Annotated in this window: 11 protein-coding genes; 4 read left to right on the forward strand and 7 right to left on the reverse strand. The window is 38.0% G+C overall.

Annotated elements, in window-relative coordinates; genetic code table 11:
- Window positions 1-97: 97 nt before the first annotated feature.
- Entirely contained in the window at window positions 98-2,503 is a 2,406-nt protein-coding gene (locus ACZ1GV_RS06950) for a DUF748 domain-containing protein (protein ID WP_472675842.1), read from the forward strand.
- Between the two features lie 39 nt (window positions 2,504-2,542).
- Entirely contained in the window at window positions 2,543-3,067 is a 525-nt protein-coding gene (locus tag ACZ1GV_RS06955; protein ID WP_472675843.1) for an NUDIX hydrolase, read from the forward strand.
- Window positions 3,068-3,080: 13 nt separating this feature from the next.
- Here ACZ1GV_RS06955 and ACZ1GV_RS06960 read toward each other — a convergent pair whose 3' ends face one another.
- The 5 genes from ACZ1GV_RS06960 to dapA all read right to left on the reverse strand — a co-directional run bounded on the left by ACZ1GV_RS06960 (window position 3,081) and on the right by dapA (window position 10,696).
- Window positions 3,081-4,301 carry a phosphoenolpyruvate carboxylase gene (locus ACZ1GV_RS06960; RefSeq protein ID WP_472675844.1) on the reverse strand — a complete coding sequence of 407 codons (1,221 nt, stop codon included), beginning with the start codon at window positions 4,299-4,301 and terminating at the stop codon, window positions 3,081-3,083.
- Window positions 4,302-4,313: 12 nt separating this feature from the next.
- Window positions 4,314-4,949: a hypothetical protein gene (locus tag ACZ1GV_RS06965; RefSeq protein ID WP_472675845.1), complete on the reverse strand. Its 636-nt coding sequence runs from the start codon at window positions 4,947-4,949 to the stop codon at window positions 4,314-4,316.
- Window positions 4,946-8,629: an ATP-binding protein gene (locus ACZ1GV_RS06970; RefSeq protein WP_472675846.1), complete on the reverse strand. Its 3,684-nt coding sequence runs from the start codon at window positions 8,627-8,629 to the stop codon at window positions 4,946-4,948. Before ACZ1GV_RS06970 ends, ACZ1GV_RS06965 begins: the two co-directional genes overlap by 4 nt.
- Window positions 8,630-8,721: 92 nt before the next feature.
- Window positions 8,722-9,792 carry an outer membrane protein assembly factor BamC gene (gene bamC / locus ACZ1GV_RS06975; RefSeq protein WP_472673556.1) on the reverse strand — a complete coding sequence of 357 codons (1,071 nt, stop codon included), beginning with the start codon at window positions 9,790-9,792 and terminating at the stop codon, window positions 8,722-8,724.
- Between the two features lie 19 nt (window positions 9,793-9,811).
- Entirely contained in the window at window positions 9,812-10,696 is an 885-nt protein-coding gene (gene dapA / locus ACZ1GV_RS06980) for a 4-hydroxy-tetrahydrodipicolinate synthase (RefSeq protein ID WP_472673557.1), read from the reverse strand.
- 140 nt (window positions 10,697-10,836) lie between these two features.
- Here dapA and ACZ1GV_RS06985 point away from each other — a divergent pair, with 140 nt between their 5' ends.
- Together ACZ1GV_RS06985 and bcp are read left to right on the forward strand one after the other, a co-directional pair.
- Window positions 10,837-11,391, forward strand: a complete 555-nt coding sequence (locus tag ACZ1GV_RS06985; protein ID WP_472673558.1) for a glycine cleavage system transcriptional repressor — start codon at window positions 10,837-10,839, stop codon at window positions 11,389-11,391.
- Window positions 11,392-11,405: 14 nt separating this feature from the next.
- Window positions 11,406-11,876, forward strand: coding sequence for a thioredoxin-dependent thiol peroxidase (gene bcp, locus ACZ1GV_RS06990; RefSeq protein ID WP_472673559.1), 471 nt, complete (start codon window positions 11,406-11,408; stop codon window positions 11,874-11,876).
- Window positions 11,877-11,977: 101 nt separating this feature from the next.
- On the opposite strand, the gene ACZ1GV_RS06995 is transcribed toward bcp, so the two are convergent.
- On the reverse strand, window positions 11,978-13,045 hold the full coding sequence (locus ACZ1GV_RS06995; RefSeq protein ID WP_472673560.1) for an AI-2E family transporter: 1,068 nt from the start codon (window positions 13,043-13,045) through the stop codon (window positions 11,978-11,980).
- Window positions 13,046-13,067: 22 nt separating this feature from the next.
- Window positions 13,068-13,280: a sulfurtransferase TusA family protein gene (locus ACZ1GV_RS07000; RefSeq protein WP_210559347.1), complete on the reverse strand. Its 213-nt coding sequence runs from the start codon at window positions 13,278-13,280 to the stop codon at window positions 13,068-13,070.
- Between the last annotated feature and the right edge of the window lie 44 nt (window positions 13,281-13,324).

Below are 13,324 nucleotides of genomic sequence, written 5' to 3' on the forward strand. Positions count from 1 at the left end.
GAAAACGATACAATTTTTAATGTTACATTTTTAATTATCAATGCCAATTTTAGTCAATCAGTGCTAAGTTATTCAGTTCATACGTAAGGGAGGAAAAATGAAGAGAATCATTGTTTTATTGTTAGTATCAAGCATTGTTGCCGTCATAATTGGACTATTTACTTTATCCTCCTACTTTGCTCGTTGGGGTGTGGAATATGTGTTTGCTGAGCAGAAGTTAACTTTAAATAAAAGTTTATCCGTTAGTTACGACCCATTTATTAGTGAGCTTAATGTCAAAAACTTCGCTTTGCTGCATAACAACACAACCGAATTAGTCTCTTTTGATTCAATGAGAATTAACCTTGAGCTGGCACCGCTTTTTAATCAGGGTCTTGTTATCAATGACATAGAGCTGTCGGGTCTAGCCCTTAATATGGCAAAACAAGATGACAACGCCCTACTACTGAATGGGTGGTCTACCGACAATTTTACAACTAGTAACGTCGAGACTGCTGATAAAAGTCCAGAAACAAAAGTTGAATCTGTACAAACCACGCCGAGTGAACCTTTTATTACCGATGTTTTGATATCTAACATTGAATTATCAAATATTTTAATTAACGCTAACCTAAATAATCAGCGTCATAACATAGATTTAAAAAACTTAACCATTGAGAGTTTTGATCTTCAACTAAATAATAAACTGCAACCTAAAGCTCTTAACTTTAAATTAAACAGCGACCTGGCCTATAAACTTAGCGATGATAATCAAGGCCTCTCTGTAATAACAAATGTACTGCTGGGACTTAGCCCTCAAATTACTTTTGATGACCCTGACACCGTGGCGGTTTATTTAGAACAAGCTGGCCTTACGTTAAACGACACTAAGGTGGTTTCTTCAGCACAAGATGTTAGTGTTAATTTTGAGCAGTGGCATACCGATATCGCCGAGATTAACGTAACGGCGGGCGAACACTTACGTGCTGATGTGATGTATAAAACATCACTCAAAAATACCAATGTCAGTACTGTAAAAACAGCGAAAACCATGTTGACCTTGGCGTCTTTTCAGCTAAACAACGTGTCGAATACTGTCGACTTAAACGATGCCGTACCGAAATATAATGTCGCTTTTTCCGATGCAAACTTTGTTAATTTACAATTAATGCCAAATGAAGACCAAACGGTACCTAAACTACTAGATTTAGCTGAGTTAACGATTAAAAACGTCGAGCTATCCAATAGTCTAGCTTCAATAGAGAACATAATAATTGGTGACTTATCCACTAATGTTATTGTCAACAAAGATAAATCCTTAGCGAATCTTGTACTGCCCTCACCTGCACAACGTTCAGACGGCATGACTGACAAAGATACAGAAAATTCTAAAAATAGAACGACTACTGACACAGTTAGTTCGGAACAGCCCAAAAGTGAACTTACAAAAAAATCGGCCCCGGCAATAACGGTAAGGCTAACAGAGCTATCGAACACAGGTGTTTTTAACCTAAACACGCTTGATTTGAGTGTTGAGCCAAACTTCCGTTCGTTAATACAAGTACAGTCTATTAGACTCGCTGATATTGATAGTAGTCAGCCACAATTAGTAAGTGTTTTTGATTTAGCAGCTACGAATAATACCTATGCTCAAATCAATGTATCAGACCGAAGCCAGTTGTTTATAGAATCGCCTAAACACGATATTAAAATCACATTAGATGAAATTGATTTAGCATCAATCTCACCCTACATTAGCTCTGCTCTTGGTTATCATATAAACACCGGTCAATTAGATAGTACAATCAATGCTAATATTGTCGGCAACAAAATAGAAGGTGAAGCTGATTTATTGATGCGCTCGGTGGATTTAACAGCCATATCTAATCAAGGCGAGGAAAGTTCGTTTAGTGGCGGTGCAATCTCATTCAATTATGCGTTAGGAATGTTAAAAGATGGCGACGGGCATGTTGAACTTAATGTTCCATTTGATGGCGACCTCAATAACCCTTCAGTTGGCTTTAGTGGCTTTTTATCACTTATTGTTCAGCGCGCAACTATGTCAGCCGCAAAAGATTATTTGATAAATACGTTTGTGCCTTACGCTAATGTTGTAAACTTTGCTCTCTCTGCCGGTAAACATGTTTTAAAGTTAAGATTTAACGATATGCTTTTTGAGCCACAACAAGACGAACTTTCCGACAAAGAGATTCAACGGTTACAGGAATTAGCACTCGTGTTGAAAAAACACGACTCTACTAATATAAGAATATGCCCAATCAGTGTCATCGATGATCTACCATCAAAAGAGGCTGAAGAAAATGAGCACAGTAGTATTAGTAAAAAATCAATTACTGCTGAGCAAGTTCAGCAACTGATAGATTTAGGACAACGTCGAGCTGAGGATACAAAATCGTTTTTAGTTAACAAAGGCGAAATAAAATCAAAACGAATTTTAGCCTGTGCGCCAACTATTGAATACAAAGCGAATGCTAAGCCGCGTATTGCATTTAATGAAACATAATATTGAAACAACTAAATTTTTAAATGGAAATCCGTTATTTTGCGCTTATTAACAACTGCGATACACCCTGATATTAGTGACTTAAATGCATCAACTTTTACACGAAAAGCAACAAGAGCTATTGTGGTAAATCAAAGTCAAATTTTAATGCTTTATACCAAGCGCTACGATGACTTTAGTTTACCTGGTGGTGGGGTTGATAATGAAGAGACCATTACAGAGGGCTTAGTTCGTGAATTAAAAGAAGAAACCGGCGCGCAGAAAGTGGTGAACATTAAGGAGTTTGGTTTATACAAGGAATATAGGCCTTGGCATAAACCGGGTTTCGATATTATCCACATGGAGTCATATTGTTTTACCTGTGAAATAGAAGGCGAATTAACTGCCCCTACTTTTGAGCCTCACGAGGTTCAAAACGGTATGACACCACAATGGGTAGATATATTCGAGGCCATTGCCCACAACGAACGAACCATTAAACACAGCGCAAAAAAAGGCATGTCGGTCGAACGAGAAACCTTTCTGCTAAAACGCATCGTTGATGAGTTGATTGACGGAAATTAATCCTAGGTCTGTGTTATTGCAGACCTATCTCTATATCGGTGATAACGTAATTGCCGCTAAACGCAGGATCTGGCGCACCAAGCGTTTCTATTGCAAAATAATCTTTGTCTTGCTCAGGTAAACCATGATAACCGCCAATGACCTGATAAAGCCAAACTTCCGGATCAAAATCTAATTGTTTTTGTGCATAGTAATCTAAAGCTGTCGTATTTTTACCCGCTTCAATTACATCACAGAAAAACTCTTCTACCGCATTTTTTAGACGGCTTTCCTCTAATTCAATTGCAGTTGTATCTTGCAGTACTAATGGCGATATATTACTGCCAGTACGAACAGGAGCAAGTCGACGATTAATATGACGTATTTTATCAACCATAGTTAATAGCTCGTGTTCCTGTGATACATCGTTAACATCAATAGCTGCTGGACTTATAATACTTTCGCTAACATTAAATAGCGTAGGTACATGCGATAGCATTGGATAGGCTTGCGGCTTAAAATCTGGTTGCTGTTCAAGATGCAAAACAAACCCTTTTAACAAACGCGTGCGCCCTTTAAATTCTCTAAATCTGCCAAGTAAGTCCATTAGCTTACTCTGAGCTAGGCTCAGCTCTTGGGTACAATGAGCAAAACTGCTTTGTAGGGTGACCACCAGCAAATGGCGCAACTCTCTGTGTGACCCAGAAATTTCGCTCAACTTATCAAATTGGAACAAACTTAGTTGATTTAACAATTCAGAAACTTGAGTTTGTGCCAATTCGTTTTCTCGTATTTTGGCATCAACAGTTGACACATATCCAAACTCGTTACTTATACGCGACCAAATTAATCGAACATTGGTTGCTAACATGTCAGTAAGACTATAAACACGTTCTGTTACATCAGACAATACAGCTTCCGACTCCTTAAAACGCCCTTGTGAAAGCGCGTCCTTGTAGTGCTCAGCTTGCGTTTTTAACGTCGTTAAACTAGACCCAATATTGGCGTCAATTTGTCGGTTATTTTCATCTTGCAGACTTTCTTCAAGCAAAGTTCGTAATGACGGCCGTAATCGTAATTGCCGTTCATTTTCAGGACGCCACAGTATTTTGACGTCCAATAAATTGTTAATCACTTTTGGCGAATAGTCAGATTCATTGATGCTGCCAGAGAAATACGCTTGCATCACCAACTCGGAGTGATTGCTCAAGGCATTTAGCAATGAGATACCAGCTTTTTTCAAGTTGTTATTCATAATTAGCCGCCGTTATAACAAGTGTGTTTGAGACATAGCATCTTCGGCTTTCTTTGAAACGCCCAGTTGTTCAGTCTCATCAATAAACTTTAATACATCAAACAGGTAATCTATCTTCCCAGTCACCGTGTAGATTTGCTTATCTTGGTTTGGCTTAATTAAATAGCCTAATTCTACTAAACGTTTGAATATTAATTTTAATTGCGCGTCTAATTCAGCTGCTTTTGAGCCAAACATGGCATAACGAGATATTTTGTTTAATTGCTCTGCATATGCCGGTGTATCTTCAATTACCGTTTGCAACTCGTTAAGGCGGAGGTTCATGCCTTGAGATAAGCTGAGATCTTTATTAAGGGCTTCTTGAACTAATAATAACCATTCGATTAGAGGTAATAAATGGTTTGAAACATCTTCAAATTGTTTTGTTAATTTTTCACGTTCACTATCACCAATTGTTTGATAAGACGCGTAATAAACTTGTTCATCAGCCGCACTAGAGAGCTGTCGATTTAATACATTTAATTGCTGACTGATCGCCTCGCGATTGCTAGATACTTTTAGGAAACGAAAGCTGTCTTCATCTGTTATTTCACAAATGAACAAACCGGATAACAGCTTCTCAAGCACAATACCTTGTTGACTAATCATGCTGATGTCTCCTTTGTTGCTGTCTTTTTAAGTTTTTCTTTTATGCGTTTTGATATTGCGTTAATTTTTGGCTCAACGACCTGTAATTGACGTTTCTGCTTATCAATCAAATAGCGGTTTTTAAATAACGACAATACTTCTGATTCTGGATTAGGGAATGCACCAACCACATGAATTTTATTCTTCTGACAGGCATCAAATATTTTTTTGATATTAGTCTGATGCAAAGTACCTAACTCATCTATCGGCCAATGAATAATAGCATCACTATTTCCACGTAACAGTCTCGTGAACGCCAATAAAAATTTACATAAAATTAGATAGGCCATACCGTGACTTGAAGATTCGTTAAGTTGCCTGTCCGTTCTTATCACTAACTCTCGGCCACTCTCTTTGATGTGTAATTCAATATCGAGTAATTTGCTAATACCACCAGATAGTGCGGCTTTACCAAGAATATCTATTACTCTTCGCATACTTAATGCATAGTCATCATCAGGCAGAGTGTGCGCCCCAGATGCAATCCATTGTGCGTAAAGATCATTAAACCTTTGTAGATCAGGCCAAAACTCTAACTCGTCTATTTTAGAGCGAATCTTAACCGCAGAGTCTGAAACGCCATCTAAAAATAACTCTTCATCAACTTCTTTACTTATTCGTTCACTCTGCAAACCAATATGTTGTTCAATATCTTTTAGTATCTTGTAATACTCAGATAGTGCCAAACCAAAGATTCGGCCTTGTTCACGAATACTATTTAATTTTTGTGGTATTAAACCATTAATAAGCTGGTCTAATTCTGGTACTAATTTCACAGCATCAACCTGACGCAACCCGTCTTCGTCTATGGTGCTGCAGGCCTCACGACTTCGCTCCCATGCGTCATAAAAACCGGTACCACTTTGCGCTGCTATTTTTTGATCAAAATTATCAACATAATGACGAATTGCTTGTAGTTGCTCTTCCCTTTTGGCCATTAAACTACTTGCTTCACTTAATCGTTGAGCAATGTTGCCCGACTCTCGCACAGGTTGAACATCAAGTAACTTAAGCTTCTTAATTTGAGCCGATATTAATTGCGCTTGTTGCTCTTGTTCTATCGTATTCTTAAGCGACTTTTCGGTATCTGTTAATACTTGTTTTATTGTCGTAATGTTTTGTTTGTAAGCATTTAACGCTTTATCCAACTCACGTTTGCTTTGCGCTTCTAACTGGCGTGCATCAGCCAATTGTTGCTGCCAAACTACTTTCTGTTTTACATAATTAGTTTGATACCAAACATTAAATTCTAATACTAGATGTCTGTGTTTTTCGGTACTGTTGATATCGTCTTTGAGTTTTTTAATCTTTCGTTTGATATCACCAATATCATCAACGTCGACACCTCTATTAGCTAACTCGTCCTTTTGCCATTGCTCAAGCTGCTTTATCTCTGACTTAAGCGATGTTTGGCATTGAGCGATATGACTTTCTATTTGAGCTAATTGTTGTTCTACTTCATTAATTAATGTTTGCCAGTGAGACTTGAGTTCCATTTCAGCGTCTCTTTGCTGATCGGCAACTTCATCAAGCGCCTCATCTTGCTTCATTTTTAATGTTTGTAATGCACTGGTTTGCTGGGCTATTTGCTTTTGATAATGTTGTTTTCTGTCTTTAAGCGCCGCTTGAAACTCATGAGTTGTTTGTTCTTTATCTTGAATTGCGCGTTTACGATTTAGTAAAGCATTGTTAACTTCTGTTTGTGCTTTTGCGCATTGAAGCTCAGCTGTTCGTAGACCATTATTTATATCCGATAGTTTAGACTCTGAGCTATGTTGAGCTTCTAATGCATCTTTTAATTGCTGCTCAGCTAGGTCTAAACGGCGTTGTAATTCAGATTCTTGTACACAGTCATCTGGCATCTTAATGTTAGCGGTGGCGAGGACAAGACCAAAACTATGCTCATCGTTACTAGCGGAAATACTTGGTTCAAGATCTGTTCGTTGCAATAACGACGGATTAATAACTTTACCAATATTACTTTCCCATCCCGGCTTTTCTTGACGCAGGAACTCAAGCAGTGAACCTTGACCTGGGTATAAAATCGCATTGACTGCATCAACTACCTTTTCTTTCTCAGCGACGTCTTGTCTTGCTTTTTGTAAGTTAAGGTCTTCGTGGTGCTGACTTGATTTTACTTTCGTCAGGTTATCCTGCGCCTGTTTCAACTTTTCCCTGGCTATGTCTTCTAGCTCTGAAGCTTCACGTACAGCAAGTTCTAGTAACTCTAATTGATGTTGCTCTTGTTGAGTAAAGCCAACATTGTTGACTAAGGTAGACAACTTTGTAAGTTCGGTTTCTAACGTGAATTTTTGCTCTCGATATTCTGAATTGAGCAGGTTTAGTTCATTATCGAACTTTGTTTGTAACGCACTTAGTTGACTATTTTGATCGGTCACCTTTTCGGTTCGAGCGTCTTTAAGTGTTTCTTTTTGTTCAACGTAGGCTTCGAGCTCTTGTTCGTGCTGATCTCGAATATCAATCAATTGTTTATTAAACCTAGATTCAATATCTTGGTGTTGGTCTGTCAGTAATACTAATCTTGACTCTGCACTTTGTAATTCACTATTCCAACGAGGTAGTTGTTCAAGGTTTTCTTTATATTTTTCTATGTTTTTGTCTTGCCAGTCATCATATTCAGACTCAACAGCATCTAGTTTAGATGTGTAAATTTCCACATCTGATTTAGCTGCAGAATGTGTCTGGTTTAATTCATCGCGTTGTTCAGACCAAACGTTCTCTAACTGTTGATAATCGAGTTTATTCTGAAGCATTGCACCATCTAGTTCTGCTTTTGACTTCGCCAAAATGCTTTGATCTAGACTAATTTGCTGCTTCAATTCTGCAAGACGTTGGTTAATTTGGTTAAAATCAGAATAGGATTGTTCCAGCTTGGTGAACTCAGGTCGAATAGCTTCAAAACCTTTTATGAGCTTACACTCTCGAATCCACTCATCCACTTTAGTAGCGCTGAGTTTCGTCTCTCCCGGTGTAATGCCGTCTTCTTCTAAAATAGCCGCAACCATCGCTTTGATGGTTTCCATCTTGCCTTCTTTGCTGTGAACGGCTTTTGCTAACTTTTCTATGTGACGAAGGTTTTTGTTTCCGTGCGCTAAACTAAATAAACGAGCATAACCTGGTAAATCTCTATGACTTGCTAATACAGCCCTGTCATTTTGAATGATGGCTTTGAACTCTTTGGTATTAAGCTTACGAGAACATAAAATACCGTCACGTTTAATCGTACGAACCAATTCTGTTGGACTGGTTGCTTGTTGATCTTCTAATACGCCTTGAGATAGGTAATCCGCCAGCTCAAATCTCTTGTTAATTAATCGATAATCAACGCCCTTACCTGAAGATGTCAGCACTACCTGACATACATCAACATCATCGTCGCCGCGTAAATACTCATAAATAATATAACTATTAGTTTGTGGTAAATACCAACGTTCAAAGGAATCACGAGTGGCGGGTACAACCCGACTTGGATACTCGCCATAAAAGACTGGAATTAATCGCTGAAGTGTTGTCTTACCAGAGGCGTTTGTACCACAAATATTAGTGTGGCCATCAAGGTTAAGCTCAACAACTCCCTGCATATGAGTATTAATTAATATTATCCGATTTAAGGCTGGCATCTTGTCCCTTAATTATCTCTACCTAAACTAAACACAGCAACGCCGCTATATGAGCGGCGTTGGTCAATGAACCGTTTGTTAACTAAAAAAGTTTACAGTTCAATATCGTCTTCTTTGACTATTTTTATTATTAGATCAAATATTTCTTTTACTTGGCTTTCGCTAAGAGGTTGCCCTGCTTCGTCACTAAACGTAGCATAAACACCATCAATACTTGTTATCAATACAACCTCATATTTACCACTTGGTAGTGATAATTTATTGGCGTAATCAGAACCAAATATAGAATTCCAAATTGAGCTATTATTTTTATCGTAACTTAATGAATATAAAAATAACCCTTTGTCTTCTTCTTCTATTGAAAAGCCTAGATCTTCAATAATATCTTCTAATTGTTTGTAAACGTGCTGTATTTCTCTTTGTGAAGAAATAACAAAATCACCTGAGGAGTTGGTAGTCATTGCAAGCGATACGTCTGTCAATATTTGTTGTTTTTGAACAACCACTCTAAATTGGTAGTCTAATTCCAATGAAAACTGGTTTAACATTTCAACTGATAGTTGTTGGATGCGATAATCTTTGGAAAACTTTGGCGCGTTAGATTTACTTAATACTTCTAGATCAACTGGAGTAATATAGGCTTCTCCACTTCGACCATGAGGTTGAACCTTAGTATGCAAATCAAAAACAAAACGCTCTGTTTCTACGGTGTTTTTCCAAAACCAAAAGCCAACTTCTACATCTTTAATGACCTCAATACGATAACCCGATTGGTCGCTTAATAGTTTATAACCTCGGCTATCGACTAACCCTTCAACACCTTTCGATAAAAATTGATTAAAGTCGTCAACTTGCTGTGGTTTTTCTAACATAATTTTGTAAGGGTTGCCGTCATCTGAGTTAACCCAACTGCCTTGAAAAATTTCAAGCACACTAGAAGGAGATGTAACGACTTCTGACGCATTGGCTGTTTTGCTATTTGGCGCTAACTTAAATTCATTGCTTTTATTTGGGGCCAATAAGTCTTCTGGCACAACCAAAGTAGTTGTGTTTTGTTTAGTATTATTTACATTCGGCGTATCACTAAGCCAATTCTTAACCGTCGTACAAGCCGTGGTTAAAGATACTACAGTAACCAATAAGGCCGGTTTAAGATATTTCACGCACTTCTCCATCTTATTATTATTTACTTTGTTCTAACGCTTGTTTGATAACACTATGATGCTTTGGTTCCATCGTTACTAGCGGTAAACGCACAAAATCAGAACTTATTTTATCTTCTTGTAACAATGCCCACTTTACTGGGACAGGATTTGGTTCAATAAACAGGTCATGATGCAATGCAGTAAGTTTTGAATCAATTTCATGCGCCTGTTGATCTTGCCCAGAACGGCTAAGGCTTACCATTTGAGCAATTTCTTTAGGTTTAATATTAGCTGTTACAGATATTACTCCATCACCACCTAGGTGTAAGAAATCTTTTGAGCTCGCATCGTCACCACTGAGTAAAATGAAGTCAGGGTTTGCCTGTTTAAGTTGTCTAACTCGCGTTAAATCACCTGTTGCGTCTTTAATACCAACAATATTACTTACTGCCATTAACTCTTTCACCGAGTCATTTGATAAATCAACATTCGTTCGGCCAGGCACATTGTATAAAATAATTGGTTTAGTCGTCGCTGCCGCAACTGCTTTAAAATGGTGGATCATGCCGCGTTGGCTAGGCTTATTATAATAAGGTGTGACTGTCAGAAAACCATCAATGGCTAAGTGGTCATATTTCTGCGTAACTTCTATGGTACTAGCAGTACAATTAGTCCCGTTTCCAACTACTATTGGTAAACGCTGATTATTGACATCAATACTATGAGTTAAAACCTGCATTTTTTCGCTTTCGCTCAATGTTGCAGACTCGGCTGTCGTGCCTAAAATAACTAAGCCGTCAGTGCCCGCTGATATATGCCATTCAATTAAACTAGTTAGGCTATCAAAGTCTACTTCACCGTTATTTAGCATTGGTGTGATTAGCGCGACAAAGCTACCTGTTAATTTGGGATTTAAACTCATACTTCCTCCATCTATATAGCAAGGTATGTTACTTAGCCCAATTAGAATAAACAAGTAAGATTATCGTCATTGATGCGTTTTTATTCCGTTATGTTAAACTGCTTGGCCGAATTATTTTTAGAAGTGCTTTTTCATTATTTATGACAACTATTAATACCGCCCCTCAGTATCTTGTACTCACCGCGATTGGTGAAAATAAAACAGGTTTAGTTAGCGAACTCGCAGGCCTCGTTTATCAATGCGGCTGTAACGTTGTAGATAGTAAAATGGCAATATTCGCCAATGAATTTTCAATAATCATGTTATTGGAAGGTGAACACATTGATTTGTTGCAACTAGAGACGCAATTACCACCATTAGCAATGAGCTTGTCCCTTTTGACAATGATGAAACGAACTCAAAAGCGACACCTTAGCGATGAGCTTACAGACCATTACCTTATTACTATCGAAGGGCCTGATAAAGCCGGTACGATTAAGGTGTTTACTTCATACCTAGCAGAACAAGGTATCGATATTACCAGCCTACGTTCAAGCACAGACGTGCGATCTGGAAAAACGTGGCAATCAGCTCAAATCGAAGTGTCATTGCCAAACTCAGAATCATTAACTCAGTTTGAAACTGACTTTTTAGCCTTGTGTCATTCATATGATATGGAATGCCACGTTAGTCCTATTACTATTGAACTATCCTAAAAGGAGTATCCGATATGAATACGTTACAAGCGGGCGATAAAGCCCCGTTGTTTTCTTTACTCGACCAAAATGGTGAAACCTTTGAGTTGGCTGAAGTTCTTAAGCAGCATCAAGTGTTAGTTTATTTTTATCCAAAGGCCATGACACCAGGCTGTACGGTGCAAGCACAAAATTTAAGAGACGTAAAAGCTGACTTAGAGAAATATAATACCGTAGCTGTTGGTATTAGCCCTGACGCCGTTAAACGTTTAACGAAATTCACTGAGAGAGATGAATTAAACTTCCCTTTATTATCGGATGAAGATCATAAGGTTGCTGATGCGTTTGGCGTTTGGGGCTTAAAAAAGTTCATGGGTAAAGAATATGATGGCATTCATCGTTTAACATTTCTTATTGGTCAAGACGGTGAAATTAAACATTTTTTCAATAAGTTTAAAACCAAAGACCATCATCAAGTTGTTCTAGATGTGTTAGCAAACCAGTAAAAGCTTGAGTAATTAACTGAACGGCTGATTGCTGTCACTTCTATTAGATCGAAAAAGGCTCCAAACAAGGAGCCTTTTTTTTATTACCAAAAATTATTCTTTTAAACTTCTTCAGTTACGGGTGGTTGTTTTACTGACCATGCATTAATTAACGCCTTAACCAACGATGCAAGCGGTATTGCAAAGAACACCCCCCAGAAACCCCACAGTCCGCCGAAAAACAATACTGCGACAATGATATAAACGGGATTTAAGTCCACTGCTTCAGAGAACAATAAAGGCACCAATACATTTCCGTCTAGCGCTTGAATTACGCCATAAGCTATCATCACGTAGTAAAAATCAGGACTTATACCAAATTGAAATAAAGCGACCGCTGCCACAGGTATAGTAACGACTGCAGCGCCAATATATGGAATTAGAACTGACAAGCCCACTAACAAACCCAAAACGGCAGCATATCTAAGGTCCATTATGACAAACGCTATATAAGTGGACACACCAACGACAAGGATCTCTATTAACTTTCCACGGATATAATTAATAATTTGTTGATTCATTTCGCTAGATACTTGAGTTATTAATGTTCGTTCCGTCGGTAATAAGCGGTCAAAACCAGCATATAGCGAAGCTTTATCCTTCAACATAAAAAATACCATTAGCGGGACTAAAATAAGATAAATTAATAGTGCAGCTATGTCCGTCACCGATGTCATTACACCTTGCAATAACTCTTCAACGAATGTTACAAACCTGTTATCAACGTTCCCCATCACTCGTTCCACTAACATGGGATCGATATTAGGATATTTTTCTGGTATCTCTTGGATGAAATCCTTAACGTTTTTCATCATTTCCGGTAATTCTTTGACGAGACTTAAGCTTTGTTGCCATATTACCGGTATGACCATTACAATCATTGTGGTCATTGCGCCAACAAACGCGGCAATAACTATTGTTGTACTTACATTTCTACTTAAACCTAAGCGGGTCACTTTTTTAACAGGCCATTCAAGTAAGAAAGCAAAAACAACCGCGACTATTACCGGCGTTAAGAGTTTGCCAAACCAAAAAAAGGCAAGCATGCCAAGTATAACAACCATTGCGAGCGTGACGGCATTAGGGTCGGAGAAGTTTTTCCTGTACCACTGTTTGATTACTTCGAACATAATTGGGTTCCAAACCTTATCGTTAATCCAATAGTTTTATTTTATATATAGAGTCTTGTACAGATTTATTAAAAGCAACACCTTGAGATTCAAGGTAACTAGTGAAATTATATAGAGTAATTTCATCATCTAATAGAAAAACCTTTGTGTTATTTTTTATCATTTGTTGCTTAACAAGTACAAATGCGAGTGGACAAGTTAAGCCTCTGGCATCAAACTGGTAACTAGACTTCAAATTTAGGCCCTTGAACAAAATGGTCTAAGTATTCGTAGTCTACA

It is taken from the genome of Psychrosphaera sp. HA2-10 (assembly GCF_055693745.1).